General features: G+C 60.5%; 23 protein-coding genes and 1 pseudogene. 13 read left to right on the top strand and 11 right to left on the bottom strand.

The window, feature by feature from the left end:
* The first annotated feature begins 23 nt into the window (after positions 1 to 23).
* The 5 genes and pseudogenes from AACV02_RS05550 to AACV02_RS30860 all read left to right on the top strand — a co-directional run bounded on the left by AACV02_RS05550 (position 24) and on the right by AACV02_RS30860 (position 6181).
* Complete coding sequence (locus AACV02_RS05550) at positions 24 to 2588, top strand: TonB-dependent receptor (RefSeq protein ID WP_119736909.1); 2565 nt, start codon at positions 24 to 26, stop codon at positions 2586 to 2588.
* 151 nt (positions 2589 to 2739) lie between these two features.
* Complete coding sequence (locus tag AACV02_RS05545) at positions 2740 to 3348, top strand: biliverdin-producing heme oxygenase (protein ID WP_106578341.1); 609 nt, start codon at positions 2740 to 2742, stop codon at positions 3346 to 3348.
* 153 nt (positions 3349 to 3501) lie between these two features.
* On the top strand, positions 3502 to 3915 hold the full coding sequence (locus AACV02_RS05540) for a YbaN family protein (protein WP_106578340.1): 414 nt from the start codon (positions 3502 to 3504) through the stop codon (positions 3913 to 3915).
* Positions 3916 to 3988: 73 nt separating this feature from the next.
* Positions 3989 to 5323 (top strand): annotated as a pseudogene (locus AACV02_RS30865) (PDC sensor domain-containing protein); the annotation flags it as partial.
* 102 nt (positions 5324 to 5425) lie between these two features.
* On the top strand, positions 5426 to 6181 hold the full coding sequence (locus AACV02_RS30860; RefSeq protein WP_370004810.1) for a methyl-accepting chemotaxis protein: 756 nt from the start codon (positions 5426 to 5428) through the stop codon (positions 6179 to 6181).
* Positions 6182 to 6317: 136 nt separating this feature from the next.
* Here the strand turns inward: AACV02_RS30860 and AACV02_RS05530 are convergent, their stop codons facing one another.
* Positions 6318 to 6881 carry an NAD(P)H nitroreductase gene (locus AACV02_RS05530; protein ID WP_106578338.1) on the bottom strand — a complete coding sequence of 188 codons (564 nt, stop codon included), beginning with the start codon at positions 6879 to 6881 and terminating at the stop codon, positions 6318 to 6320.
* 139 nt (positions 6882 to 7020) lie between these two features.
* On the opposite strand from AACV02_RS05530, the gene AACV02_RS05525 reads away from it, so the two are divergent.
* From AACV02_RS05525 to AACV02_RS05515, 3 genes are read left to right on the top strand one after another with little or no spacing between them, the layout of a single operon-like run.
* Positions 7021 to 8460: a di-heme oxidoreductase family protein gene (locus AACV02_RS05525; protein WP_119736907.1), complete on the top strand. Its 1440-nt coding sequence runs from the start codon at positions 7021 to 7023 to the stop codon at positions 8458 to 8460.
* A 31-nt stretch (positions 8461 to 8491) separates the two neighbouring features.
* The gene (locus AACV02_RS05520; RefSeq protein ID WP_119736904.1) at positions 8492 to 9556 is read left to right on the top strand and encodes an imelysin family protein; all 1065 of its coding nucleotides are present in this window, start codon (positions 8492 to 8494) and stop codon (positions 9554 to 9556) included.
* A gap of 2 nt (positions 9557 to 9558) precedes the next feature.
* Positions 9559 to 10659 (top strand): DUF1513 domain-containing protein, encoded by a 1101-nt coding sequence (locus AACV02_RS05515; protein WP_119736902.1) that lies wholly within the window; start codon positions 9559 to 9561, stop codon positions 10657 to 10659.
* A 121-nt stretch (positions 10660 to 10780) separates the two neighbouring features.
* On the opposite strand, the gene AACV02_RS05510 is transcribed toward AACV02_RS05515, so the two are convergent.
* From AACV02_RS05510 to colR, 5 genes are all read right to left on the bottom strand, one after another.
* Positions 10781 to 11008, bottom strand: a complete 228-nt coding sequence (locus tag AACV02_RS05510) for a hypothetical protein (RefSeq protein WP_119736900.1) — start codon at positions 11006 to 11008, stop codon at positions 10781 to 10783.
* Positions 11005 to 11724, bottom strand: a complete 720-nt coding sequence (locus AACV02_RS05505; RefSeq protein WP_119736897.1) for a lipopolysaccharide kinase InaA family protein — start codon at positions 11722 to 11724, stop codon at positions 11005 to 11007. The genes AACV02_RS05510 and AACV02_RS05505 overlap by 4 nt, the downstream gene beginning before the upstream one ends.
* A 4-nt stretch (positions 11725 to 11728) precedes the next feature.
* Entirely contained in the window at positions 11729 to 12409 is a 681-nt protein-coding gene (locus AACV02_RS05500; RefSeq protein ID WP_119736895.1) for a class I SAM-dependent methyltransferase, read from the bottom strand.
* Positions 12410 to 12597: 188 nt separating this feature from the next.
* On the bottom strand, positions 12598 to 13878 hold the full coding sequence (locus tag AACV02_RS05495) for a sensor histidine kinase (RefSeq protein WP_106578331.1): 1281 nt from the start codon (positions 13876 to 13878) through the stop codon (positions 12598 to 12600).
* Entirely contained in the window at positions 13868 to 14551 is a 684-nt protein-coding gene (gene colR / locus AACV02_RS05490; protein ID WP_003175870.1) for a two-component system response regulator ColR, read from the bottom strand. The genes AACV02_RS05495 and colR overlap by 11 nt, the downstream gene beginning before the upstream one ends.
* Positions 14552 to 14752: 201 nt before the next feature.
* On the opposite strand from colR, the gene AACV02_RS05485 reads away from it, so the two are divergent.
* On the top strand, positions 14753 to 16702 hold the full coding sequence (locus AACV02_RS05485) for an LTA synthase family protein (protein ID WP_119736892.1): 1950 nt from the start codon (positions 14753 to 14755) through the stop codon (positions 16700 to 16702).
* An 88-nt stretch (positions 16703 to 16790) separates the two neighbouring features.
* Here the strand turns inward: AACV02_RS05485 and groL are convergent, their stop codons facing one another.
* The 5 genes from groL to AACV02_RS05460 all read right to left on the bottom strand — a co-directional run bounded on the left by groL (position 16791) and on the right by AACV02_RS05460 (position 21407).
* Entirely contained in the window at positions 16791 to 18437 is a 1647-nt protein-coding gene (gene groL / locus AACV02_RS05480; protein WP_106578329.1) for a chaperonin GroEL, read from the bottom strand.
* A gap of 50 nt (positions 18438 to 18487) precedes the next feature.
* Complete coding sequence (locus tag AACV02_RS05475) at positions 18488 to 18784, bottom strand: co-chaperone GroES (RefSeq protein WP_017846112.1); 297 nt, start codon at positions 18782 to 18784, stop codon at positions 18488 to 18490.
* A 247-nt stretch (positions 18785 to 19031) separates the two neighbouring features.
* On the bottom strand, positions 19032 to 19508 hold the full coding sequence (locus tag AACV02_RS05470) for an FxsA family protein (protein WP_016971150.1): 477 nt from the start codon (positions 19506 to 19508) through the stop codon (positions 19032 to 19034).
* A gap of 66 nt (positions 19509 to 19574) precedes the next feature.
* The gene (locus AACV02_RS05465; protein ID WP_119736890.1) at positions 19575 to 20306 is read right to left on the bottom strand and encodes a HugZ family pyridoxamine 5'-phosphate oxidase; all 732 of its coding nucleotides are present in this window, start codon (positions 20304 to 20306) and stop codon (positions 19575 to 19577) included.
* A gap of 93 nt (positions 20307 to 20399) precedes the next feature.
* Positions 20400 to 21407 (bottom strand): DUF481 domain-containing protein, encoded by a 1008-nt coding sequence (locus tag AACV02_RS05460; RefSeq protein ID WP_106578327.1) that lies wholly within the window; start codon positions 21405 to 21407, stop codon positions 20400 to 20402.
* Positions 21408 to 21540: 133 nt separating this feature from the next.
* Here AACV02_RS05460 and AACV02_RS05455 point away from each other — a divergent pair, with 133 nt between their 5' ends.
* The 4 genes from AACV02_RS05455 to AACV02_RS05440 all read left to right on the top strand — a co-directional run bounded on the left by AACV02_RS05455 (position 21541) and on the right by AACV02_RS05440 (position 26298).
* On the top strand, positions 21541 to 21903 hold the full coding sequence (locus AACV02_RS05455) for an MGMT family protein (RefSeq protein ID WP_119736887.1): 363 nt from the start codon (positions 21541 to 21543) through the stop codon (positions 21901 to 21903).
* A gap of 43 nt (positions 21904 to 21946) precedes the next feature.
* Positions 21947 to 23479 (top strand): AmpG family muropeptide MFS transporter, encoded by a 1533-nt coding sequence (locus AACV02_RS05450; RefSeq protein ID WP_106578325.1) that lies wholly within the window; start codon positions 21947 to 21949, stop codon positions 23477 to 23479.
* Between the two features lie 129 nt (positions 23480 to 23608).
* Positions 23609 to 25324 (top strand): proline--tRNA ligase, encoded by a 1716-nt coding sequence (locus tag AACV02_RS05445; RefSeq protein ID WP_106578324.1) that lies wholly within the window; start codon positions 23609 to 23611, stop codon positions 25322 to 25324.
* Between the two features lie 20 nt (positions 25325 to 25344).
* Positions 25345 to 26298: a hypothetical protein gene (locus AACV02_RS05440; protein ID WP_106578323.1), complete on the top strand. Its 954-nt coding sequence runs from the start codon at positions 25345 to 25347 to the stop codon at positions 26296 to 26298.
* The last annotated feature ends 127 nt before the right edge of the window (positions 26299 to 26425 follow it).

The raw sequence follows: 26425 nt of genomic DNA, 5'->3' as shown, positions 1-26425 counted from the left end.
ATTCGTACTCCGGAGCGCTCTCGATGTCCTCTCGTTTCAACCGCCGGTCTTCTTCGCCCGTCCTGTCGTTGCTGACCGCTGCCCTTCTGATGGCCAGCGCGCCAGTCATGGCCGCCACTGCCGCCGAGCCGGTCGCCCGCAGCCACGGCAACTACAATTTCAGCATCGAGCAGCAGCCATTGGTCTCGGCGCTGAACGCGTTTACCGCCGTGACCGGCTGGCAAGTCGGCCTGCCGGCAGAGCTGGGCCAAGGTGTGTCGTCCCCTGGCGCACGCGGCCCGCTGTCACCCGAAAAAGCCCTGGACCGGTTGTTGGTGGGGACCAACCTGAGCTATCGCAAACTGGGCACCAACAACATCGTGCTGGAAAAACGCGCGGCCGGCAGCGTGCTCAACCTGCAACAGGTGACCATCAGCGCCACGCGCAACGAACAGGACGTCACCAGCGTGCCCAGCACGGTCACTGTGCATGATCGACAGGAACTGGACCGCCAGAACGTCAACACCATCCGTGAACTGGTGCGCTACGAGCCCAACGTGTCAGTCGGTGGCGCAGGCACCCGCGCCAGCAACGCGGGCTACAACATTCGCGGCATCGACGGCGACCGCATCCTCACTCAAGTCGACGGCGTCGAAGTGCCGGACAACTTCTTCAACGGCCCCTACGCCAAGACGCGCCGCAACTACGTCGACCCGGAAATCGTCAAGCGCGTGGAAATCTTGCGTGGCCCGGCCTCGGCCTTGTACGGCAGCAGCGCCATCGGCGGCGCGGTGAGCTACTTCACCCTCGACCCGGACGACATCATCAAGCCCGGCCAGGACGTCGGCGCCCGTTTGAAAACCGGTTACAGCTCCGCCGACGACAGCTGGCTGACCTCCGGCACCGTTGCCGGCCGCGTGCAGGACTTCGACGGTTTGCTGCACTTGAGCCAGCGCAATGGCCATGAAATGGAATCCTACGACGGCAACAACGCCACCGGCCTGGCCCGCACTGGCGCCAACCCGGAAGACGCGCGCACCACCAATATCCTGGCCAAATTGGGCTGGAACTATGGCGATGACAACCGTCTGGGCCTGACCTACGAGAAGTTCAAGGATGACCGCGACGTTAACCTGAAAAACGCCGTGGGCGGCCCGTTCATCGGTGGTCGAGGAATGAATTTGTACCGTGCCCGCTCGGGCAACGACACCATCACTCGCGAGCGCTTCGGCCTGGAAAACACCGTTGCCCTGGAGTCGCCGATTGCCGATCGCATCAAGACCAGCCTGAACTACCAGATCGCCAAGACCGACCAGACCACCGCCGAAATCTACCAGGCGGGTCGTCGCGTATTACGCACCCGTGACACGCTATACGAAGAAAAACAGTGGGTTTTCGACGCCCAACTGGACAAGGCTTTCAACATCGGTGAAACCGATCACCAAGTGACCTATGGCACCACACTCAAACAGCAGAAAGTCACCGGCTCGCGCGAAGGCTCGGCCTCCTGCCTCGCCGTCGGCTCGGGTTGCACGGCCATCGGCGCCCCCAGCCCGCAAGCCAGCGACAGCGTGAAAAAATCCAGCGACTTCCCGGACCCGACCATCAACACCTACTCGCTGTTCGCCCAGGACCAGATCACCTGGGACAAATGGACCTTCCTGCCGGCAGTGCGCTATGACTACACCCAGCTCAAACCCAAGCTGACCCAGGAATTCCTCAACACCGTAAACCCGACCGGCACCTACCCGGTCAGCGACAAAGAAAAAACCTGGCACCGTGTAACGCCCAAGTTCGGCCTGACCTATGCGCTGACCGATCAATACACCTGGTTCGGTCAATACGCCGAGGGCTTCCGCACGCCATCGGCCAAGGCGCTCTATGGTCGCTTTGAAAACCTCAACCTGGGCTACACCGTCGAGCCAAACCCAAACCTCAAGCCGGAAACCAGCAAGGGCATCGAAACCGGGATTCGCGGTCATTTCGACGAGGGCTCTTTCGACATCGCGGTGTTCTACAACAAGTACCGCGACTTTATCGACGAAGACGCCTCGGTCGCCGGCGGCGACATACAAACCTTCGAAGCCAACAACATCAAGCACGCCACCATCAAAGGGGTTGAAGCCAAGGGCCGCCTGAACCTCGACGCGTTCGGCGCACCGCAAGGCCTCTACACCCAGGGCTCGGTCGGTTACACCTACGGCCGCAACGACGACAACGGCGAGCCGCTCAACAGCGTCAACCCGCTTAAGGGCGTGTTCGGCCTGGGCTACGAGCAAGAGCAATACGGCGCGCTCGTCAGCTGGACGCTGGTGAAGAAACAGAACCGCGTCGACAGCACCACCTTCCACGCACCGGATGGCAGCACCAGTGCGCCGTTCAAAACGCCAGGCTTCGGCATCGTCGACCTGACCGGTTACTACAAAGTCACCCACGATGTGACCATCAACGGCGGCCTCTACAACCTCACCGACAAGAAGTACTGGAACTGGGATGACGTGCGCAGCTACGACGGCGTCGGCGAAGCCGGCGTGACAGCGCCCGCCAACCTCGACCGCCTGACCCAGCCCGGCCGCAACTTCGCGATCAACCTGATCTGGGACATCTGACAGCACTTATCCCAAATACCGTCTCCTCACCTCGCCGGAATTTCACCGGCGAGGTGAGGATTTTTTACTGTGCCGCGTCTTCTTGTTCGTCTAGTTGATAACAGCTCTCTTTAGGGCACCCAGGCGCTACTCTTCTCAAGGACTTTTTTCGATGACCGCTTCCCCTACCGCAGAACGCCCAAGCCTGCGCTCCCAGCGCCTGAACCAGATCACCAACGAGCCCCACACCAAGCTCGATGCGCTGGTCAAAGCCCACGCCCCATTCGAAACCCAAGCCAACTTCGCCCGCTTCGTGGTCGCGCAGTACCTGTTCCAATCGGAACTGGTGGCGCTGTACAACGACCCTGAGCTGATCAAGATCGTCCCTGACCTGGCTGAACGCTGCCGCGCCGAAGCCGCCAAGCTGGACCTCGGCGACCTGGACACCGAAGTGCCTGCACCGGTCGCCGGCGCTGTTAAGAACCCGAGCAAGGCCGAAGCCCTGGGCTGGCTGTTCGTCTCCGAGGGCTCCAAGCTGGGCGCCGCGTTTCTGATCAAACGCGCCGTGGGCCTGGGCCTGAGCGAAACCTTCGGAGCCCGTCACCTCGGCGAGCCGGCCGGTGGTCGCGCCGAGGGCTGGAAGCGCTTTACCCGCACCCTCGACGGCCTGGCATTCAGCGCTGAAGAAGAAGCGGCGGTAGAAAAAGGTGCGATCGACGCGTTTGTACGCTTCACCGTGCTGCTGGAACAGGCGTACGCTAGCGCCCCTGAATTGGCCTGACTGCTGGAATGCGATTAAACATGTGGGAGCGGGCTTGCTCGCGAAAGCGGTGTGTCAGTCGACATATACATGACTGAACCACCGCCTTCGCGAGCAAGCCCGCTCCCACAGTTGTATCTCATTTCAAACTGATTTTTTGTGATCACCCAACCTATGACCGGCAAAACCCAATCCACCTCAAAAATCGCGCAGATCCTCTTCGGCCTGCTGGCCTACGTCAGCCTGGGCATTGGGTTGGTGGCGATTGTTATACCGGGTTTGCCCACCACCGAATTCATCCTGCTCGCCGCCTGGGCCGCGACCAAAAGCTCGCCGCGCCTGAGTGCCTGGCTGGAAAACCACCGGCTGTTCGGGCCGATCCTGTTCAATTGGCGCAACGGCAAGATCATCGCCCGCCGTGCCAAAGTCAGCGCCACTGTCAGCATGCTGCTGTGCGCCGGTTTGATGCTGGTGATGCTCGATCATGGCTGGCCGATCTACCTGGCGATCGCCGGCATGAGCCTGGGCAACCTGTGGATCTGGTCACGCCCGGAACGGCTTGCAGCGCCCGTAGGGCGCGGCGTGTAGTCTTTTTCCTACCGCTCATCGTCTTTCTCTCATGAAACAACTCGTTACGCCGATGTTTCGGACATAGCGCCGAATGGACTTGGCTCGCCCTGCTTGCAGGTCAACAAGTCCAATCGCGAGTGAACCTATGTTCGACACCCTCTCTATCCGCTTGAAAATCGTGCTGCTGTCCGGCCTCTGCCTGTTGGGGGTGATTGCACTGGTCGTCGGCGTCAACCTTTACGAGGCCGATCAGAACAACCGACTGGTCAGCGATTCAAGCTCGCGAATGCTCACCCAGAGTGTGCAGAACCTGTTGCAAGCCAAGGCCGGCGAACAGGCGGTACAGCTGCAGAAAACCTTTGGCGAAAGTCTGGTGGTGGTCACCGCACTGGCCGACCAGATCAAGGGCCTGCGCACCACCGCCGCCAAGCGCGGGCTGGAGGCGGGTGCACTGCGTGAAGAACTCAACCAGAGCCTCAAGACCGCCTTTGAGCGCAACACCAAGGTGCTGGGAATCTGGCTGTCGTTCGAACCCAATGGCCTGGATGGCAAGGACAGCGAGTTTGTCGACGACAAGGCCCGCGTCTCGAATGAAAAAGGTCGCTTTTCCAGCTACTGGAGCCGCGCCGCCGGTGAAGGCCTGAACACGGTGATGGTCGAGGACGACCTGACCAAGACCACCCCGAATCTCAGCGGCACGCCCTACAACATTTGGTACACCTGCCCACGGGACACGCGCACTGTTTGCCTGCTTGACCCGTACTCCGACGACGTGGCCGGCAAGCAGGTGCTGATGACCACCCTCTCGCTGCCGTTGATCGTCGACGGCAAGGTCATCGGCGTGGTTGGCGTGGACCTGGCCCTCAACACCCTGCAGGCGGTGACCGACGCAGCACAAAAAGAACTCTTCGACGGCGCCGCGCACCTGGAAATTCTCTCCAGCACTGGCTTGATCGCGGCCTACAGCGGCGAGCCGGCGCGGGTCGGCAAAAACCTGATCGACACCCTGGGCGCCGAGGGCAAAGAGATTGTGCAATTGCTGGCCAACGACACGCGCACTCTCCGCGAGCAAGACGACACGATCCGCGCCGTGTACCCGGTCAAACCGATTGCCGACGCCAAGTCCTGGGGCATCGTGATCAAACTGCCCAAGAACGTGATGCTGGCGGACACCCTGAAACTGCAAGGCGTCCTCGACAACGCCCAGCAAGCCGGCACGCTCAAGGCCTTGCTGGTCGGTGCCGCCGCCGCATTGCTGGGCCTGGTGCTGATCTGGCTGACCGCCACCGGCGTAACCCGCCCGATCAACACCGTGGCCGCGATGCTCAAGAACATCGCCAGTGGCGAAGGCGATCTTACCCAGCGTCTGACTTACGCCAAGAAAGACGAACTGGGCGAGCTGGCGAACTGGTTCAACCGCTTTCTCGACAAGCTGCAACCGACCATCGCGCAGATCAAACAAAGCATCACCGAAGCACGCGGCACGGCTGATCAGTCATCAGCCATCGCGCGCCAGACCAGCGAAGGCATGCAGGTGCAGTTCCGCGAAATCGACCAGGTTGCCACGGCGTCCAATGAAATGAGCGCCACCGCCCACGACGTGGCCAACAGCGCGTCCAACGCTGCCAGCGCGGCACGCGGGGCTGACCAGTCGGCGCGCGAGGGCATGTCGATCATTGAGCAGAGCACCCGCGACATCACCACCCTCGCCGAAGAAGTCAGCAAGGCAGTGAGCGAGGTCGAGGCCTTGGCGGTGAACAGCGAGCAGATCGGTTCGGTGCTGGAAGTGATCCGCAGCATTGCCGAGCAGACCAACCTGCTGGCCCTCAACGCCGCCATCGAAGCGGCACGCGCCGGGGAAAGCGGACGTGGGTTTGCGGTGGTGGCCGACGAAGTGCGCAACCTGGCCAAACGCACACAGGATTCGGTGGAAGAAATTCGCCTGGTGATCGAGCGCATCCAGAGCGGCACCCGTGGCGTGGTGGCCACCATGCATTCCAGCCAGCACCAGGCCCAAAGCAATGCCGGGCAGATCCATCAGGCCGTGCAAGCGCTGGGCAAGATCAGCGACGCGGTCACAGTCATCAGCGACATGAACCTGCAAATCGCCAGCGCCGCCGAGCAGCAGAGCGCCGTGGCCGAAGAGGTCAATCGCAATGTCTCGGCAATTCGTACCGTGACTGAAACCCTCACCGGCCAGGCCACCGAGTCGGCGGCCATCAGCAGCCAACTGAATGCCTTGGCCAGCCAGCAGATGAAGCTGATGGATCAGTTCAAGGTGTAACACCGAATCTAAAGCCAATGAGGAGCAAATGTGGGAGCGGGCTTGCTCGCGAATGCGATGGATCAGTCAATACATCCAGTGACTGTCACACCGCATTCGCGAGCAAGCCCGCTCCCACATTTAGATCACCGTTGGCCTACAGGCCAGGCCACGCCTGAACAAACGCCGCCACATCTTCTTTCTGCGCAGTGCGCGGCGGGTTCTGCGGCGTGCCCAGATAAAGGAAGCCAATCACTTCCTCATCCGCCGTCAGCCCCAGGCCCTTGGCCACGTGCGCCGAGTAGGACAGCTCGCCCGTGCGCCACACCGCGCCGATCCCCTGTGCATAAGCCGCCAGCAGAATACCGTGGGCCGCGCACGCGGCCGCCAGCAGTTGCTCGGACTTTGGCACCTTGAAGTGTTCTTGCAGGCGGGCAATCACCACCACCACCAGCGGCGCGCGCAGCGGGCCATTCTGGGCCTTGTCGATGGCGGCTTGCGGGGCGTCGGCGTCTTGCAGGCGCGCCGCTTCGGCCAGCAGCGTGCCCATCTGCTCGCGGGCCGCGCCTTCGACGGTGAGAAAACGCCATGGGCGCAACTGGCCGTGGTCCGGTGCACGCATGGCGGCGGCGAACAGCACATCGCGCTGCTCCTGGGTCGGTGCCGGTTCCAGCAAACGCGGCACGGAAACACGGTTGAGCAAAGCGTCGAGAGCCTGCATTGGCCACCTCCAGAGAAAAATGTGCGGCCATTCTAGCGGGAATGAATCGGATTCGACCAAACGATAATTACTCTTATTCATTGAGCCCCGCCCTGTTAGACTTTGCGGCCTAATTTTGGCCATCGCTTCAGGAAACTTGATGTTCGGTTCGCTTTTTCGCCTGTCCGCAGCGTTGATGGCCTTGAGCCTGACAGCCTGCGATGACGCCCCACGTTTCACCAAGGCCGAGCCCGGTGAAGCGCGAGCCGGCGGCGCGACGACGGTGAACAAGCGCGACCAGAACGCCTTTTCCCTGCCCTCGGCCAACCTGGCACCGACCCGCCGCCTGGACTTCAGCGTCGGCAACAGCTTTTTCCGCAGCCCGTGGGTGATCGCGCCGTCCACCACCACCGCGCGCGACGGCTTGGGCCCGTTGTTCAACACCAACGCCTGCCAGAACTGCCACATCAAGGACGGCCGGGGTCACCCACCGCTGCCCGACGCGCCCAATGCGGTGTCGATGCTGGTGCGCCTGTCGATTCCCGTGCCGATGACAGCGCCTGCGCCCTACGCCAAACTCATCGAGCAGCTCGGCGTAGTGCCCGAGCCGGTCTACGGCGGGCAATTGCAGGACATGGCCGTGCCGGGCGTGGCGCCGGAAGGCAAGGTGCGCGTGGATTACACACCGGTCAACGTGACGTTCAAGGACGGCACCGTGGTCGAGCTGCGCAAGCCCGACCTGCACATCACCCAGCTCGGCTACGGCCCGATGCATCCGGATACACTTTTCTCGGCGCGCATCGCCCCGCCCATGATCGGCCTGGGCTTGCTCGAAGCCATCAGCGACGCCGATGTGTTGCGCAACACCGACCCGAAAACGGCCGACAAAGAAGCCCTCGTCGGCCGCGCCAATTGGGTGTGGGATGACGCCCGGCAAAAAACCGTGCTCGGGCGCTTTGGCTGGAAAGCCGGGCAACCCAACCTCAATCAACAAAATGTTCACGCGTTTTCTGGTGATATGGGCCTCACCACGTCCCTGAGACCCTTTGATGACTGCACCGACGCCCAAGTCGCCTGCAAACAGGCCCCCAACGGCAATGGCCCCGATGGCGAGCCGGAAGTCAGCGATAACATCCTGCGCCTGGTGCTGTTCTACACCCGCAACCTCGCCGTGCCGGTGCGCCGTGGCGTCAACACGCCGCAGATACTGGCCGGGAAGAACCTGTTCTACCAGGCCGGTTGCCAGGGCTGCCACAAACCCACGTTCACCACGGCCGCAGGCGCCGCCGAACCCGAACTGGCCAACCAGGTGATTCGCCCCTACAGCGACCTGCTGTTGCACGACATGGGCGCAGGCCTGGCCGACAACCGCAGCGAGTTCAAGGCCGGTGGCCGCGACTGGCGCACCCCGCCGTTGTGGGGCATTGGCCTGACGCAGACCGTCAGTGGCCACACCCAGTTTTTACATGATGGCCGCGCCCGCAATCTGCTCGAAGCCGTGCTGTGGCATGGCGGTGAAGCACAAGCGGCGCAGCAGCATGTGCTGTCCTTTAATGCCGAGCAGCGTGCCGCGTTGCTGGCGTTCCTGAATTCTTTATAAGCTTTGCCGCACTTACAGAAGGGAGCTCGACATGTTTCGTCCCAAGTTGTTGTTCACCAGCCTGGCCGCCCTCGCCCTCGGCGCCTGCTCGCCGCAGGACCCGCAAGCGGTGACCTCGGCGGCTATCGCCAAGCAAGTGATCCTGCCGACCTACAGCCGTTGGGTTGAAGCCGACCGCCAACTGGCCGTCAGTGCCCTCGCCTACTGCCAGGGCAAAGAAAGCCTGGAGACCGCCCGCGCCGACTTTCTCCACGCGCAAAAAGCCTGGGCCGAGTTGCAACCGCTGCTGATCGGCCCGCTGGCCGAGGGCAACCGTTCGTGGCAAGTGCAGTTCTGGCCGGACAAGAAAAACCTGGTCGGCCGCCAAGTCGAACAACTGGTCACCGCCCAGCCGCAGATCGATGGCGCGGCCCTGGCCAAGTCCAGCGTGGTGGTACAAGGCCTGTCGGCCTACGAATACATCCTCTACGACGCCAAGACCGACGTCGCCGACGAAGCCCAGAAAGCCCGCTACTGCCCGCTGCTGGTCGCCATCGGCGAGCGCCAGAAAGCCTTGGCTGAAGAGATCCTGGCAAGCTGGAACAGCACCGACGGCATGCTCGCGCAGATGACCAAGTTTCCCAACCAGCGCTACGCCGATTCCCACGAAGCCATCGCTGATCTGCTGCGCGTGCAAGTCACTGCACTGGACACGCTGAAGAAAAAACTCGGCACGCCGATGGGTCGCCAGACCAAGGGCATCCCGCAACCGTTCCAGGCCGATGCGTGGCGCAGCCAGTCGTCCCTGCAAAGCCTGGAAGCCAGCCTGGCTGCGGCCCAGACCGTGTGGGCCGGCGTCGACAACAAAGGCCTGCGTGGCTTGTTGCCGTCAGAGCAGAAGCCGTTGGCCGACAAGATCGATGCCGCCTACGCCGCGTCTTTGAAGCTGTTCGCCAGCAATCAGCGCACGCTCAACGAACTGTTGGCCGACGACGCCGGCCGCCAGCAACTCAACGACATTTATGACAGCCTCAACGTGGTCCACCGCCTGCACGAAGGCGAGTTGGCCAAAGCGCTGGGCATCCAACTGGGCTTTAACGCCAACGACGGTGACTGATGATGCTCAGGCGACAGGCTTTGGCGGTGGGCAGTGTGCTGCTCAGCGCACTCACGTTGGGCGGTTGGACGCTGTTCAAGCAGAAGGGCTTGAAAAGCCCGTTGCTGCTCTCGGCGCGTGATGATGCCGATGGCAAGCACTACGCCGTGGGCTATCACCTGGACGGCAAGCAGGTGTTTGCCACCCAGGTCGGTCAGCGCTGCCACGACATCATCAACCACCCGACGCTGCCAATTGCGCTGTTTGTCGCCCGTCGCCCGGGCACTGAGAGTTACCTGATCAACCTGCGTGATGGCGCGTTGCTGCAGACCATCACGTCGAATGCCAATCGCCATTTCTATGGGCATGCGGTGATTCACAAGAGCGGCGACTGGTTGTATGCCACCGAGAACGACACGTCCGACCCGGGCCGTGGGTTGCTGGGTGTGTATAAGTTCGAGGGCGAACGGCTGGTGCACAGCGGCGAGATGTCGACCCACGGTATCGGGCCGCACCAAGTGTCGTGGATGCCCGACGGGGAAACCCTGGTGGTGGCCAACGGCGGGATCCGTACCGAGGCGGAAAGCCGGGTTGAGATGAACCTCAATGCGATGGAGCCGAGCCTGGTATTGATGCACCGCGATGGCCGGTTGATCAGCAAGGAAACCCTGGGCCAGCAGATGAACAGCGTGCGTCATATGGGGATTGCCGACGACGGCACTATTCTCACGGGGCAGCAGTTCATGGGGCCGTCTCAGGAGCGGTCCGAGTTGCTGGCGATCAAGCGACCGGGGCAGCCATTTGTGGCGTTCCCGGTGGCGGATGAGCAACTGCAGGCGATGGGGCATTACACCGCCAGCGTCGCCGTGCACAGTGAGTTACGCCTGGTGGCGCTGACGGCGCCGCGCGGCAATCGCTTTTTTATCTGGAACATGGACAGCGGCGAGCTGCATCTGGATGGGCCTTTGCCCGACTGTGCCGGCGTGGGTGCGGTAGCGGACGGGTTTGTGGTGACTTCAGGCCAGGGACGCTGCCGCTTCTACGACTGTCGCCAGAAGCAGTTGGTGGCTAAACCGTTGGAGCTGCCGTCAGGGTTTTGGGATAACCATCTGCAGGTGATTTGAAATCGACGCCTGTGCGTGACTGCGGTGACGGACAGGTGCTGCGGCCCAAATCAACAGGCAAAAAAAAGGCCTCGCATCGCAAGGCCCTTTTTTGGGGGTTTGAATCTATTCAACGCTTTATTCAGCTCTGCGGCCTCATGCCCTGAGACATCCCGAACATGAACAACAACAACTCATGATCAGGCTTGACCGCCACACTCGCCTTGGCGATGCGCGGTAACGGGCACTGCCCGCCCCCTTGCACCGCACTGAGCACTTGTGTCCGAGGCAGCTCCCAGGCAGCCAGCGCCAGGGCTGAAATGCCCAACGCGCCGACCAGGAACAAACCTCGTGCTATTTCTAGCTTCATCTGGTTAAACCCTTGATAGCGCTGCCAAACGCCGTCTCGTAAAAGTAGCTGAGTTTTTTCCAGTCGGTATCGTTCCACGACGAATGGCGCCGCAGTTGCAGCATGTCATGGGACGCCGCCCGATAAGCGGTCAAACGCTGCCGGCATTTTTCAAAATCCAGCAACGCCACTTCTACTTTGGCCGAATCGCCTTCCCCGGTTACGCGTACGAACACGTGCTTGATGTACAGGCAGCCATGCTGCCAGCGGCCCTTGTGCATACGTGCCAGGGTGCCCGCCAATTCCTTGAGCAGGCGCTCATGCACCGCCTCACCGTATTGCTCACGACCACCGGCGGCGTACCAGTTTTCGATTTCGTCGAAACCGTCGAGGGACGCCGTCACCAACAACGCTTTCCATTGATGCTCAGGGTCGCGACGTGCCTCGCAGAACACCAGCTCCGGCACGCGTACGTTCAATGAACGCAACCCCCTCAGGGCATCACGCTCACGCAGTACGGTGGGGCGCCCAAACGGGTGAAGCCAGCTGCGATAGATGTGACCGGTCTGGCGTTTGCTGTAAAGCAAGCGGCCGTTGGGGCTCATCACGCGTTGCACACCACTTTCACCGCCACGTCGGCGATTGGGTTCTTCAACCCACTCGCCCTGCAGGCGCCAGAAAAAATCGAATCGTTCCTCGGGAGCTACATGACTGCCTACTACGCACTCAACTGCCATCCTGTTACCTCTTACGCAATACATATACTCGCCACATGGCGTAGAGCGGTATGAAGTCCAGGGATTCCTGAACACGGAAACCGGCCTGCTCAAACTCTGCCTCGACAGTAGCAGCCGGTAACACAAACCGGTTTTGGTAACCTTCCTGCTCACCTCTGTTGCGACGTTTCACTTCGGCGCGTTTGCGTTTCCAGGCCTTGAAATTGCCATCCACCCACAGCGAAATAATCACGCTGTCGCGGGTAACCCGCTGAAATTCTCGCAGTATTGTCATCCTGTGCGCCGGATCACCAATGTGGTGCATCAAGCGCATGCAGAAAATACTGTCGACCGAGTTATCCGGCAAATCGATATCAAAGGCAGAAGTCTGCAAAGGTCGTACCCGTTTCACCACGTCCGCTGGCTGAGCAACGGTCGCAACCTTGAGCATCGACGCTGAATTATCGGCGCCGATAATCACACGGTTGGGTTTCTCAGCCAACAGCGGCCAGAAGCGCCCGGCGCCGCACGGCAGGTCCAACACCAGGCCAGGTTCGCCGGCCATGGCCAGCGCACCCCGCGCCAATTGCTCGTCGCGTTTGTGGGACAACCGGCGAGCCAGATTGTCCTGATGCTTGAACAAATAATTTTGCGCGTGCTGATCGTCGTACTTTTCAGAAAAATCGAGCTTGATCGGGGTAGACATCAACGGATCTCCAGTAGCTGATGCCTACAACCTTATGCAGCGAACTGTGATCAACAGGTCAACCCGTTGTGAAAAACTTGTCCTGTCCAATCTCATACATTTCAAGACTTTACAGACACAAGCAATAGCATGGGGCCATCTTCGCCGATTTACGGTGATGTCTGGCAGGATAACGGCAAGGGTGAGTGTCAGGGATTGACCTGACTCAACTGCACGTGGAAACGACAGCCGTTGGGTTCCATCGTGCTGAGACTGACCGTCCAACCCTGGTTTTCACAAATACGCTGCACCAGCGATAATCCCAGGCCAAGCCCTTCGCCGCGCTTTTCGCTGCCACGCACGAACGGCTCGAACATCGCCTCACGCTTGTCTTCGGGAATCCCTACACCGGTGTCCTCCACCACAAAACCATTGGGTTCGAGGGTCAGGCGGATGAAGCCCTGTTCGGTGTAATGCAGGGCATTGCGCAACAGGTTGCCCATAACGGCGTGGAGAAAAGTGGTGTTATAGCGCGCGTCCGAAGGGTTGCCTGGCTGGTAGATCAACGCCAGGCCCTTGCGCTCGATCGGCTCGCGCCAGATGCCGAGCAAATCGTCCGCCACCTGCGGCAGCGTTACCTGCGGCGACATGGCCGCTTCATCGTGTTCGGCACGGGCCAGCATCAGGAAGGTCTGCACCAGCTCACGCATTTCTTCGCAGGCACGCGCGATACGCTCAACCTGATTGCGGCCGCGCTGATCGATCGCCGGATTTTCCAGCAGCAGTTCGCAGGAACTGGCCAGCACCATCAAAGGGGTGCGCAATTCATGGCTGACGTCACTGGTGAACAATTGCTCGCGTGATAACGCCTGTCGCAGACGCCCCAGTGTGGCATCGAAGGCCACGGCCAGTTCGCCGACTTCATCCGCCGCATAATCGGGTGCCAGCGGTGGCGCCAGGCCCAGCAACTGGTCGCGATGACGCACCTGCCGAGCGAGCCGCACCACCGGCGCCATCACTTTGCGCGCCAGCACCCAACCGAGGAACACCGCCAGCGCCAGGCTGAGCACGAAGCCCACCAGCACCACGGCGAATAGAACCCGCTCGCGTTCCTCGAAATCGCTTTGGTCCTGCAGCAGGACATACCGACGGCCATCCACCACTTCGACCATGGCGTGGTAAGACAGCGCCTCGCGGAACACCTCATGAAAGCCGGGTTCCAGGTGCCGCAAATCCTTGGGCAGCTCGAAATCACCACGCCCGCCACTGAAATAGAACAGTTGGTCGGGCTCTGGCCGGTGGCTCCAGTCCTCGACGCTGTCCATCAACAGCAGCCGTTGCAAGTCGCCGCCCAAGCCTGCCGAAATCAGTTTTTCTTCTACCAGGTGGACAGTCGCAACGATGCCCATGGCGAACGCCCCCGCCACCAACGCACTCATCAAGGCAAAGGCGATGATGATCCGCTGGGCAAGGCTTTGCTTAAACTCCATCACGACCCTCGGCCAGGCGATAACCCACACCGTGCACGGTTTGCAACAGCGGCTTGGCGAAGGGTTTATCGATCACTTGGCGCAATTGGTGGACGTGGCTGCGCAGGCTGTCGCTGTCGGGGCAGTCATCGCCCCACAAGGCCTCCTCGAGAATTTCGCGACGCAGCACATGTGGGCTTTTTTGCATCAACACCGCAAGCAACTTCAGGCCCACAGGGTTGAGTTTGAGCAGGCGCCCTTCGCGGGTGACTTCCAGGGTATCGAGGTCGTAGCTCAAGTCGCCGACTTGCAGGGCGCGGCGGCCGCCACCCTGGGCACGGCGCAGCACGGCTTCAATGCGGGCGGCCAACTCCGACAGCGCGAACGGCTTGAGCAAGTAATCATCGGCGCCGGACTTGAAGCCCTGCAGCCGGTCATCCAACTGGTCACGGGCGGTGAGCATGATCACCGGCGTGTCGCGGCGCGCGTCTTCACGCAGGCGTTTGCACAAGGTGTAGCCATCGATGCCAGGCAGCATGATGTCGAGCACGATCAGGTCGTAATGCTCGGTAGCGGCCAGGTGCAGGCCCGACAAACCGTCCTGCGCACAGTCCACGGTGTAGCCCTTTAGCCCCAGGTAATCGGCCAGGTTGGCCAGAATATCGCGGTTGTCTTCAACCAATAAAATTCGCATGGGCAGTGTCTCCGTACGCGGTAACGGCCGTGTTGGCTCGCGCAGCTTAAGGCCAAGTGTGGCTCAGGGATAGACCTCAGAGCCTTAGCGATAAAGGTTTTCAACCAATAAGATAAACCAACAAGTTTTTCACTATAGCTTCACAAACTGACTACAGTGTCAGGCCGAAGATCACCGCCCATCGATATAAGGAACATAGACATGGGGTTTCTCAAAACAGCGCCTATGCGCTTTCTGCTGCTCGTAACCGGCACGTGGCTGGTTATTTTCCTGCTCACGCGCAGTGTGCTGCTCTTCACGCACCTGGACGAAGTCGGTGGCAACCTGCTGCCGGTGTTTGGCGTCGGCTTGCTCTACGACCTGGGCTTTCTCACCTACGCCGCCCTGCCGCTGGGGCTGTATTTGCTGCTGTGCCCGCCCGCGCTGTGGCGTCGCCGCGGCCATCGCTGGTTCCTGCAGGCCGTGCTGACGGTCAGCCTGTTCGCGATGCTGTTCACCTCGGTTGCGGAGTGGCTGTTCTGGGATGAGTTTGGCGTGCGTTTCAACTTTATCGCCGTCGATTACTTGGTGTACTCCAATGAAGTATTGAACAACCTGTTGGAGTCGTACCCGATCGGCAAGCTGCTCAGCTTGCTGGCGATGTTGGCGATTGTGTTGAGCCTGGCCCTGCGCAAGCCCTTCAACGCGGCGATGCGCGCGCCGCTGCCGCCCATGCGTGGCCGGCTGCTGAATGCGCTGGGCTTATTGATCGTCGCCGGGCTCAGCCTGCAATTGATCAGCCAGGACAGCCCACGCGCCCAAGGCGGTAACGCGTACAACAATGAATTGGCCAGTAATGGCCCGTATCAGTTTTTCGCCGCGTTCCGAAACAACGAGCTCGATTACACGCAGTTCTACAAAAGCCTGCCTGACGACGTGGTTGCCAGGCAATTGCGCGCCGAGCTCAGTGAGCCCAATGCGCGCTTCGTCGGCACTGACCCGCTGGACATACGCCGGGCAATCACCAACCCCGGCACGTTGCGCAAACCCAATATTGTGCTGGTGACCATCGAAAGCTTCAGTGCCAAGTACATGGGCAGCAACGGCGATGGGCGCAACCTCACGCCCAATCTGGATGCCTTGCGCAAACAAAGCCTGTACTTCAGTAATTTTTATGCCACCGGCACCCGTACGGACCGTGGCCTGGAAGCGATCACGCTGGCGATTCCCCCCACGCCAGGCCGATCGATTGTCAAACGTATCGGGCGTGAAAGCGGTTTCGCCAGCCTCGGCCAGCACCTCGGTGCCATCGGCTACGACAGCGTATTCGTCTACGGCGGGCGCGGTTATTTCGACAATATGAACGCGTTTTTCAGCGGCAACGGTTACCGGGTGGTGGACCAGAGCAGCGTGGCCGAATCAGAAATCTCGTTCAAAAACGCGTGGGGCATGGCCGACGAAGACCTCTACCGGCAAACCCTGAAGCTGGCCGACGCCGATTACGCCAAACAGCAACCCTTCTTGCTGCAACTGATGACCACCTCCAATCATCGCCCCTACACCTATCCGGAAGGCCGCATTGATATCAAGTCCGGCAATGGCCGTGACGGCGCGGTGAAATACACCGACTACGCCATCGGCGAGTTCCTCAATGCGGCACGCCAGAAACCCTGGTTCGATAACACGATCTTTGTGTTTGTCGCCGACCACACCGCCGGCAGCGCAGGCAAAGAGGACTTGCCTGTCGCCAACTACCAGATCCCGCTGTTCATCTATGCACCCAAGCTCATCGAAGCGCGTGAAACAGCGCAACTGGCCAGCCAGATCGACCTGGCGCCCACCTTGCTGGGCCTGATCAACCTGAGCTACGAGTCGACCTTCTTCGGCCGCAACCTGTTGCAGGACAATCCGCTGCCCCCACGCGTCGTCATCGGCAACTACCAGCACCTTGGGCTGTTTGACGGCAATGACCTGGCGATCCTCAGCCCGCGCCAGGCCCTGCGTCGCCATGACCAGGCGCTGGGTGAGAGCCAGGAGTTGCGTGTGGGCAGTGACGACCCGTTGATCCAGCGCGCAATCGCCTACTACCAGGGCGCGAGCTACGGCTTCAAGCAACAATTGCTGAGCTGGAAGGCACCCAAGGAAGTCATCCCGCAGGTGAGCACGCGCTGACCCGCGTGCCTGCGGCAAATACCGCGCATAAAAAAACCCCGCCTGCATCACTGCAGGCGGGGTTTTTCAGGTGCCGGGTAAGGCTGGCTTACATCATGCCGCCCATGCCACCCATGCCGCCCATGTCTGGCATACCGCCGCCAGCCGAGCCTTCTTTCTTCGGTGCATCAGCGATCGCAGCTTCGGTGGTCAGGATCAGACCGCCGATGGAGGCCGCTGCCTGCAATGCCGAACGGGTCACCTTGGTAGGGTCCAGGATGCCCATTTCGATCATGTCGCCGTAGACGCCAGTTGCAGCGTTGTAACCGTAGTTACCTTTGCCGTTCTTGACTTCGTTGACCACAACGCTCGGCTCGTCGCCGGAGTTGGCAGCGATCTGACGCAGTGGAGCTTCAACGGCACGACGCAGTACAGCGATACCCACGTTCTGGTCTGCGTTGTCGCCTTTGAGGTCAACCAGCGCTTCCAGAGCACGGATCAGCGCAACGCCACCGCCAGGTACCACGCCTTCTTCAACGGCTGCACGAGTTGCGTGCAGAGCGTCTTCAACGCGGGCTTTCTTCTCTTTCATTTCAACTTCGGAACCAGCGCCAACCTTGATCACTGCAACGCCGCCGGACAGCTTGGCCAGACGCTCTTGCAGTTTTTCACGGTCGTAGTCCGAGGAAGTTTCGGCAACCTGGGCACGGATCTGAGTGATGCGAGCCTGGATGTCCTGGTCTACGCCAGCACCGTCAACGATGATGGTGTTTTCCTTGGAGATGGTCACACGCTTGGCGCTGCCCAGGTTTTCCAGGGTGGCGCTTTCCAGGCTCAGGCCGATCTCTTCGGAGATAACGGTACCGCCAGTCAGCACAGCGATGTCCTGCAGCATGGCCTTGCGACGGTCGCCGAAGCCTGGAGCCTTGACGGCTGCGACTTTAACGATGCCACGCATGTTGTTCACAACCAGCGTCGCCAGGGCTTCGCCTTCAACGTCTTCGGAAACGATCAGCAGTGGGCGGCCGGCTTTGGCAACGGCTTCCAGCACTGGCAGCATTTCGCGGATGTTGGAGATCTTTTTGTCGACCAGCAGGATCAGCGGGCTGTCCAGCTCGGCAACCATGGTTTCTGGCTTGTTGACGAAGTACGGGGACAGATAGCCACGGTCGAACTGCATGCCTTCTACAACCGACAGTTCGTTTTCCAGGCCAGTGCCTTCTTCAACGGTGATCACGCCTTCTTTACCGACTTTTTCCATGGCTTCGGCAATGATGTCGCCGATGGAGCTGTCGGAGTTGGCGGAGATGGTACCGACCTGAGCGATAGCCTTGGTGTCAGCGCATGGCTTGGACAGGTTTTTCAGCTCAGCAACAACAGCGATGGTCGCCTTGTCGATGCCGCGCTTGAGGTCCATCGGGTTCATGCCGGCAGCAACGGCTTTGTAGCCTTCGTTGACGATAGCTTGAGCCAGAACGGTAGCGGTGGTGGTGCCGTCGCCTGCGTCATCGTTGGCACGGGAGGCAACGTCTTTGACCAGCTGCGCGCCCATGTTCTCGAAACGGTCTTCCAGTTCGATTTCTTTTGCTACCGAAACGCCGTCCTTGGTGATGGTCGGAGCGCCGAAGCTCTTCTCGATGATCACGTTACGGCCTTTAGGGCCCAGAGTCGCTTTTACTGCGTCAGCCAGGACGTTGACACCGGTGAGCATTTTTTTACGGGCGGAATCGCCGAATTTAACTTCTTTAGCAGCCATGATCGATATTCCTTAAATTCTTTGGAGTAACGGAAAAATGAGCGGGAAAATCAGCCTTCCAGTACAGCGAGAATTTCGTTCTCAGCCATTACCAGCAGGTCTTCGCCGTCAACTTTCACAGTGTTGCTGCCGGAGTAAGGGCCGAAAACAACCTTGTCACCGACTTTAACGGCCAGCGCACGCACTTCACCGTTTTCCAGAGTCTTGCCTGGGCCTGCAGCGACGATCACACCGTGGTTGGCTTTTTCAGCAGCCGAACCTGGCAGAACGATACCGCCAGCGGTTTTCTTTTCTTCTTCGCTGCGACGGATAACGACGCGGTCGTGCAGAGGACGAAGCTTGCTCATTGTCGATCTCTCCTAATTGTGTTTTTCATCGGCCGGTATCGGTACCGGCGGGTTGTATTCCGGCTGTGCCGGTCGCGCCTCGCCAAGCAAGACGCGGAAGTCTGTCTGGTGTCGCCACCAGAAACCTTGCGGTGACCGTTACATAAGGGCGCATAAGCTTATTACAAGGGGCCGCGGCGGAAATTTTTTATGTTTGCCGACGCACAAAAGCAACACGGCACCCGAAGGTGCCGTGCCAATAAAGCGGTTATTTGCTGTCGCGGTGTTCGAATTCGCCTTCGATCACATCGCCCTCGCGTCCCAACGGCTGGCGCGGAGCCGGGCCACCACGGGGTTGCAGGTCATCGGCGAACGCACGCTGGCGAATCGCCGCTTCTTCGGCGCGCTGACGCATCTTGCCAGCCAGCAGCTTGCGAGTGACCGGCAGCAACATGACCAGGCCGACCACATCGCTGATGAAACCCGGCAGGATCAACAGGCCACCGGCCAGGGCCATCATCAGGCCTTCCAGCATGGTTTGCGCGGGCAGCTCGCCGCGGTTCAGGCTTTCACGCGCACGCAACGCTGTGGCCAAGCCGGCGACGCGCAGCACCAGAACGCCGAGCATCGAGCCGAGAATGATCAATAACAGGGCCGGGAAAAACCCGATCGCACTGCTGACTTGAACGAATACGAACAGCTCCAGCACCGGGAACAGCAGAAAGAGCAATAAAAAAGGGCGCATCAAATGGTTCCTCAACGCAAGAATGCCTTGCCAGTCCACCTTAGATGACGTCGCCATTTCGTGAATTCAAGCGTTGGCAGGCTCTTTTTTCGGCCAAACCTCAGCGTGGGCCAATGAAACCAGGGCTTCGCGTACTTGTGTCGGAGTGTTGCAAGGCGTCGCGAACGGCAACCAATGCAGCGACTGGCCAATGCGCAGGTGCATGCCTTCGCTGTCGACGCCGGCCAATTGCGCAGGTTCAAAGGTCGGCAAGCCGGTCAGCGCGACGTAATGGGCGATGGCCTTGGTGTGGTCGGCGTTCATGTGCTCGACCATGCTGCGCTCGGCCTTGCCTGCAAATGGGTTGGCCAGTGTCAGGTGGTCGACCCAGTGAATCGCGCCAAACCCGCCTATATAGCGGTGACGCACCGGCTTGAGTACCCAGAAGTCGAAATCGTGGGCCTTGTGGTAGTTGGCCGAATCGGGGAAGTAACGGTAATAACGCTCGGCAGCCGCTTCAATGGCAGTGGCATCTTCGAGTTTCTCGGCTTCAGCCAGGTAGGTCAGGCGCCCCACTGCCTGCACGTCATCGGCCCCGCGCTCACCCACCAGCAGCGAACACTTGGGGTCTTTCTGCAGGTTATGGGTGTGCTGGGCGATACGGCTGATCAGGATCAGCGGGCGGCCCTGCTCGTCGAGGCAATACGGCACGACCGAGCCGAAGGGAAACCCGGGCATGGCTTTGGACAATGTGGAGAGAGCCCCACGGTATTCCTTGAGCAACAGCTCTCGGGCGTTCTTGGCAACGTGCGCGCTCAACGTATGACTCCTCGGGTATTCCGCCGCCCACAGCATATGGGAATGGATCTCAACACAAGGTAATCAATATCCGCGCAGGTTGCCAGAGTGCACTTACCAGGCCACGCCGAACCCTGCGGTGTAACGGGTCTTGCTCAAGCTGCTTTGCGATTCGCCACTGATGATGTCGCGTTCAGCCTTGAGGTTGAGGGACGCCCATTCGGTGACCTTGTAACGCAGGCCCATTTCCGCATCGAGGGAGTAATCGGACGGCCCGGCGAGCGGCTTGCCCACTTCGCCGTTGGTGAAGAATTCCACAGTCTTGCCCACCAGGTAGCGGTTGTAGTTCCACTTCATGGCCAGCGAGTAGAAATTGGATTTGCCGCCGTCGGCATATTCGTAATCGGTGCGGTTCACCAGCGAACCGAGGGAGAACGCGCCCAGCTCATCGTCCCAGAACTGGTAGCCAGGGCCGGTACCGACCGTGCGCTGGCGGGACAAGTCTTCCACCTTGTCGCGCTTGTAGGTCAGGCGCCCTTGCCAGAACCAATGCTCGGTGATGAAACGGTCCAGGTCATATTCCAGCGCCCAGTTGTCGGTGGTGGTGACGTCATCCTGGAACTCGCGGTTGTATTCGCCCTGTGCGGTATGGCGCCACTGGCCGTGACGGGCCGTGGTCTTGAAGTCCACATCGTAATCATTGGTGTCTTTGTCGGCGCGCTTGTAGTCCAGCGCCAGGTCGACGTTGCCCTTCCACACCAGGTCTTCGATGACCGGCTTGGGCTTGAGGATTTGCTGGATGCTGGCCAGCTCCACGGTTTTGGGCGCCTCGCCATTGGCCAGCACCACCTTGCCGTCATCCGCAGCTTTCAGGGATTTGGCCTTCTCACCGCTGTACGCGTCCTGCTTGACCAGCAACTCCTGGTCACTTTCCAGGGTTTTCACCTGCTTCCAATCCACCGGGATGGCCCCTGCGTAGCTGGTCTGAATCAGCAACTTGCCACCGTCGAAGACTTTGATCTTGCCGGTCAGGCGGTCACCGTTCTTTAACCACACGGTGTCGGCGAGCAGGGGCGTGGAGGCGCTGATAACAGCGAGGCACAGCAAGGTTCTGGACAACATAAGCGTATTCGGGGCTCAGGGTTGGCGAAAAAGGGGCGTTATCGTGTTAGATAGCTAGGACTGACTCAAGTATTTATATTGAGTTCAATTCTCAACACCATGATTACAGACGTTTCTTACAAAGACCCTGACGATGCCCACAGTGATTGAACCCGCCGATCCCCCCCAAAGCCCGGCAGAAATGCGCCGTACGGCGTTGTACCTGACGTTGGCGCAGGTGCCCGAAGGCTGCGTGGTGAGTTACGGCGAATTGGCGCAGCTGGCCGGGCTGGGCCGGGCGGCCCGCTGGGTCGGGCGCACGCTGAGCCAGTTGCCGGGGGACAGCCGGCTGCCCTGGCACCGGGTGCTGGGCGCCGGTGGTCGGATAAGTCTGCCAGTGGGCAGTGCCTCAGGTGACGAGCAACGTGCGCGTTTACGCAGCGAAGGTGTCAGTATCCTGAACAATCGCGTTGATATTCAGCGTCATGGCTGGCGCCCGGTAGAGCACAGCGGTTAGAGTGCGCGCTTTGTTTCCGCAAATCTGAGGCAGACTCCAGCCCATGCCCCGTAAAACCTGGCGCGCCGCGCTCGCCGCCTATGCCAGCCCCTCGACGTTAGTGCTGTTGTTGCTCGGTTTCGCCGCCGGCTTGCCTTACATGTTGGTGTTCTCGACGCTTTCAGTGTGGTTGCGCGAGGCCGGTGTGGCCCGCGAGACCATCGGTTATGCGAGCCTGATCGGCTTGGCCTATGCCTTCAAATGGGTCTGGTCACCGCTGCTCGACCAATGGCGTTTGCCGCTGCTCGGTAAACTCGGACGACGTCGCTCCTGGCTGGTGCTGGCCCAGACGCTGGTGATCCTCGGGTTGATCGGCATGGGCTTTTGCGACCCGCAAAAGCACTTGTCGTGGCTGATTGCTATTGCTGTGATCGTCGCCTTCGCCTCGGCCACCCAAGACATCGCGGTAGACGCCTATCGCCTGGAAATCGCCGACGACAGCCGCCAGGCCGCCCTCGCTGCCAGCTACATGTCCGGTTATCGCATCGCCGCCCTGCTGGCCACCGCCGGCGCACTGTTCTTTGCCGAAGGCTTCGGCTCGACCGGTTTCAACTATAAGCACTCGGCGTGGACCGGCACTTACGTGCTGTTCGGCCTGCTGATGATTCCGGCGCTGCTGACCACCCTGTTCATGCGCGAACCCAATGTGCCACTGCGCACGCAGTTGCAGGCCGGCCGCTACAGCTTCGTGCATCAGCTGGTCTCGGTGTTTGTACTGATCGTGTTGCTGGTGTCCGTCCCGGCGATGTTCACCCAGCTCTACAACACCGATTTCGCCAGCGTCCTGTTCCACGGCGTCAGCCTGTGGGAACTGTTGATGGAGGACCGCGCCTTCCTGCGCGCCATCCTCTATATCATCCTGACCACGCTGTGCCTGTCGGCCATGGGCCGACGCGGCCTGGCGCCGGTACTGACGCCGGTCAACGACTTTATCCTGCGCTACCGCTGGCAGGCCTTGCTGCTGCTCGGGCTGATCGCCACCTATCGCATGTCGGACACGGTGATGGGCGTGATGGCCAACGTGTTCTACATCGACCAGGGCTTCACCAAGGACCAGATTGCCGGAGTGAGCAAGATTTTCGGCCTGATCATGACCCTGCTTGGCGCCGGCATGGGCGGCTTGCTGATCGTGCGCTTCGGGATCCTGCCGATCCTGTTTATCGGCGGCGTGGCCTCGGCCGGCACCAACCTGTTGTTCGTGATGCTGGCGGACATGGGCCCCGACCTGCAGATGCTGATCTTCACCATTTCGCTGGACAACTTCAGCTCCGGCCTTGCCACCTCGGCGTTTGTCGCCTACCTGTCGAGCCTGACCAACCTCAAGTTCTCCGCTACCCAATACGCGTTGCTCAGCTCGATCATGCTGTTGCTGCCGCGCCTGATTGGCGGCTATTCAGGGGTGATGGTGGAGAAGTTCGGCTATCACAACTTCTTCCTGATCACCTGCCTGCTGGGCGTACCGACGCTGTTCCTGATTGCCCTGCACTGGTTTCAGGAAAATCGACGGATTCGGTTGAGCCCGCCCACCGAAGACTGACACACCTCTGTCAATGTGGGAGCAAGCCCGCTCCCACACCGCCTCTGCATTCTGATACCTGTACTCCAGCAGTTTGCGCCCGTACAATCCCAAGTCATTTCAAGTCCAAGCAACCGACAACGGCCTACCATGCGTACCAGTCAATATTTGCTCGCCACACAGAAAGAAACGCCTTCCGACGCGGTTGTGATCAGCCATCAGCTGATGCTGCGCGCCGGCATGATCCGCAAACTGGCCTCCGGCCTGTACACCTGGCTGCCCATGGGCTTGAAGGTGATGCGCAAGGTCGAAGCCATCGTTCGCGAAGAAATGAACGCCGCCGGCTCTCTTGAAGTGTTGATGCCGAGCACGCAACCGGCTGAGTTGTGGCAGGAATCCGGGCGCTGGGAAGAGTATGGCCCTGAGTTGCTGCGCTTCAAGGACCGTCATGGCCGCGACTTCTGCGCCGGCCCGACCCATGAAGAAGTGATCACCGACCTGATGCGCAATGAGCTGAGCAGCTACAAGCAGCTGCCGCTGAACCTGTATCAGATCCAGACCAAATTCCGTGACGAAATCCGCCCACGCTTCGGTTTGATGCGCGGCCGCGAATTCATCATGAAGGACGCCTACTCCTTCCACGCTGACCAGGCCTCCTTGCAGGTCACCTACGACCGCATGCACCAGGCTTACTGCAATGTGTTCACGCGCCTGGGCCTGAAATTCCGCCCGGTTGAAGCGGACAACGGCTCCATCGGCGGCGCCGGCTCCCACGAGTTCCACGTGCTGGCCGAGTCCGGTGAAGACGATATCGTCTTCAGCAACGGTTCCGACTACGCGGCGAACATCGAGAAAGCCGAAGCCGTGCCACGGGAAACGTCCCGCCCGGCGCCAAGCGAAGAGCTGCGCCTGGTGGACACCCCAGAGACCAAGACCATCGCGGCGCTGGTGGAAAAATTCAATCTGCCGATTGAAAAGACCATCAAGACCCTGATCGTGCGCGCCGAAGAAGAAGGCAAGCTGATCGCCCTGGTCATCCGTGGCGACCACGAACTCAACGAAATCAAGGCTGCCCAGCAACCTGGCGTGGCCAGCCCGCTGGTCATGGCCACAGACGCAGAACTGCGCGACGCAATTGGCGCCGGTGCCGGTTCGCTCGGCCCGCTGAACCTGCCGCTGCCGATCATCATCGACCGTTCGGTCGAGCTGATGAGCGACTTCGGCATTGGCGCGAACATCGACGACAAGCACTACTTCGGCGTGAACTGGGAGCGTGACCTGCCAGTTCCAACCGTGGCCGACCTGCGTAACGTTGTTGCCGGCGACCCAAGCCCGGATGGCAAGGGCACCCTGGAAATCAAACGCGGCATCGAAGTCGGGCACATCTTCCAGCTGGGCAACAAGTACAGCAAGGCGATGAAGTGCGAAGTACTGGGCGAGAACGGCAAGCCGATCACCCTCGACATGGGCTGCTACGGCATTGGTGTTTCCCGTGTGGTGGCAGCGGCCATCGAACAGAACAACGACGAGAAAGGCATCATCTGGAGTGACGCCCTGGCGCCGTTTCAGGTCGCTCTGGTGCCGCTGCGCTACGAAACCGAGCAAGTACGCGAAGCCACCGACAAACTGTATGCCGAACTGACGGCCGCCGGTTTTGAAGTGTTGCTGGATGACCGCGACAAGAAAACCAGCCCCGGCATCAAGTTTGCTGACATGGAACTGATTGGCATCCCGCACCGAATCGTGGTCAGTGACCGCGGCCTGGCCGATGGCAATCTGGAATACAAGAGCCGGACCGAAGCCGAAGCCCAACCGTTGCCGGTGGCTGACGTGCTGTCTTTCCTTCAGGCGCGTATTCGTCGCTGAAAACCAGATCAAGAGAAGTCATGTTCAAGCGAAACACCAGAGCCCTGGGGGGCGCCGCCTTGTGCGGCGCCCTGCTGGTCAGCGGCTGCGCCAACCAGATGTCGCAACGCAGTGAGCACGAGGAGCGGGTCGAGCGCAAATTGCTCGACCACAGCCTGCAGATCGATGTAGGTGAACCCAAAGTGCTGGAACTGCCGCAACGCCGGGTTCGCATTCACGAGCAAAAGACCTTTGAGGTCACCGAATTCGAAGTCACCCGCCGTTACGATCGCTACACCCCCTACCAGCCCTGGCGCAAACTCTACGAGATGCCCTTGGGCGCGGTCGCCCTGGTGGCCGGAGCGGGGGCCAACGTGGCGAACATCTTCGCCCTCGGCAACCTGCCGACCAGCATGACGCGCGACTGGCTGAGCTACGGCGTGGACGGCATCAACCCGTTCATGAACGTGCAATCCCACGGCCGTGCGCAACAGAACCTGGCCGGTATCGATGAAGTCCAGCGTGACAAGCGCACGGAGTATTCGAGCCTGCCCTGGAGCGAGCGTCCGGTACAGGTCACCGCCGGCAAGCAGACCCACGAGCTGACCACCGACCGCGACGGCGTACTGCGCCTGAACCTGTTGGACAGCCCGTTTGCCGAGCAGGACCTGAACCGCGTCACCACCTTGAAGATCAGCGTGGAAGATGGCCAGGACGACGTGCACTCGGACTCCACCCTGGCGATCAGCAATACCCTGCGCGGCAAGTTGCTGGAAGCCCATGGCCTGATCTACGACGACCTCGAAGACGACGAAGTCAACCAGTGGGTGCACCGGGTCAAGCGCCTGTCGGAGTTGGGCCTTGAGGAAGAAGCCAGTGAGCTGGAACAAAGCCTGATCGAACTGACCCGCAACGATCCCGAGTTGCAGCAGGAGTTTGTGCAGGCGCTGACCAAGGATGCGGGACGGTTGGTGGCGGACCCTGGGGCACGCTAGGACCTCAAGACAGGTAAAGAGCTAAATGTGCGCGCGGGCTTGCTCGCGAAAGCGGCGTATCAGTGATGAATGTATCCACTGACACGGCGCCTTCGCGAGCAAGCCCGCTCCCGCATTTGGCTTCCGG

The organism is Pseudomonas sp. Larv2_ips (assembly GCF_963879675.1).
GTDB lineage: Bacteria > Pseudomonadota > Gammaproteobacteria > Pseudomonadales > Pseudomonadaceae > Aquipseudomonas.
Note: the sequence above shows the minus strand (reverse complement) of the source record. Positions and strands in the feature narration are given on the sequence as shown.

What these genes read in the sequence shown, in the direction of transcription:
- AACV02_RS05550 (WP_119736909.1), top strand. Translation starts at nt 24, where the DNA reads ATGTCCTCTCGTTTCAACCGCCGGTCTTCTTCGCCCGTCCTGTCGTTG.
- AACV02_RS05545 (WP_106578341.1), top strand. Translation starts at nt 2,740, where the DNA reads ATGACCGCTTCCCCTACCGCAGAACGCCCAAGCCTGCGCTCCCAGCGC.
- AACV02_RS05540 (WP_106578340.1), top strand. Translation starts at nt 3,502, where the DNA reads ATGACCGGCAAAACCCAATCCACCTCAAAAATCGCGCAGATCCTCTTC.
- AACV02_RS30860 (WP_370004810.1), top strand. Translation starts at nt 5,426, where the DNA reads ATGCAGGTGCAGTTCCGCGAAATCGACCAGGTTGCCACGGCGTCCAAT.
- AACV02_RS05530 (WP_106578338.1), bottom strand. Translation starts at nt 6,881, where the DNA reads ATGCAGGCTCTCGACGCTTTGCTCAACCGTGTTTCCGTGCCGCGTTTG.
- AACV02_RS05525 (WP_119736907.1), top strand. Translation starts at nt 7,021, where the DNA reads ATGTTCGGTTCGCTTTTTCGCCTGTCCGCAGCGTTGATGGCCTTGAGC.
- AACV02_RS05520 (WP_119736904.1), top strand. Translation starts at nt 8,492, where the DNA reads ATGTTTCGTCCCAAGTTGTTGTTCACCAGCCTGGCCGCCCTCGCCCTC.
- AACV02_RS05515 (WP_119736902.1), top strand. Translation starts at nt 9,559, where the DNA reads ATGCTCAGGCGACAGGCTTTGGCGGTGGGCAGTGTGCTGCTCAGCGCA.
- AACV02_RS05510 (WP_119736900.1), bottom strand. Translation starts at nt 11,008, where the DNA reads ATGAAGCTAGAAATAGCACGAGGTTTGTTCCTGGTCGGCGCGTTGGGC.
- AACV02_RS05505 (WP_119736897.1), bottom strand. Translation starts at nt 11,724, where the DNA reads ATGGCAGTTGAGTGCGTAGTAGGCAGTCATGTAGCTCCCGAGGAACGA.
- AACV02_RS05500 (WP_119736895.1), bottom strand. Translation starts at nt 12,409, where the DNA reads ATGTCTACCCCGATCAAGCTCGATTTTTCTGAAAAGTACGACGATCAG.
- AACV02_RS05495 (WP_106578331.1), bottom strand. Translation starts at nt 13,878, where the DNA reads ATGGAGTTTAAGCAAAGCCTTGCCCAGCGGATCATCATCGCCTTTGCC.
- colR (WP_003175870.1), bottom strand. Translation starts at nt 14,551, where the DNA reads ATGCGAATTTTATTGGTTGAAGACAACCGCGATATTCTGGCCAACCTG.
- AACV02_RS05485 (WP_119736892.1), top strand. Translation starts at nt 14,753, where the DNA reads ATGGGGTTTCTCAAAACAGCGCCTATGCGCTTTCTGCTGCTCGTAACC.
- groL (WP_106578329.1), bottom strand. Translation starts at nt 18,437, where the DNA reads ATGGCTGCTAAAGAAGTTAAATTCGGCGATTCCGCCCGTAAAAAAATG.
- AACV02_RS05475 (WP_017846112.1), bottom strand. Translation starts at nt 18,784, where the DNA reads ATGAGCAAGCTTCGTCCTCTGCACGACCGCGTCGTTATCCGTCGCAGC.
- AACV02_RS05470 (WP_016971150.1), bottom strand. Translation starts at nt 19,508, where the DNA reads ATGCGCCCTTTTTTATTGCTCTTTCTGCTGTTCCCGGTGCTGGAGCTG.
- AACV02_RS05460 (WP_106578327.1), bottom strand. Translation starts at nt 21,407, where the DNA reads ATGTTGTCCAGAACCTTGCTGTGCCTCGCTGTTATCAGCGCCTCCACG.
- AACV02_RS05455 (WP_119736887.1), top strand. Translation starts at nt 21,541, where the DNA reads ATGCCCACAGTGATTGAACCCGCCGATCCCCCCCAAAGCCCGGCAGAA.
- AACV02_RS05450 (WP_106578325.1), top strand. Translation starts at nt 21,947, where the DNA reads ATGCCCCGTAAAACCTGGCGCGCCGCGCTCGCCGCCTATGCCAGCCCC.
- AACV02_RS05445 (WP_106578324.1), top strand. Translation starts at nt 23,609, where the DNA reads ATGCGTACCAGTCAATATTTGCTCGCCACACAGAAAGAAACGCCTTCC.
- AACV02_RS05440 (WP_106578323.1), top strand. Translation starts at nt 25,345, where the DNA reads ATGTTCAAGCGAAACACCAGAGCCCTGGGGGGCGCCGCCTTGTGCGGC.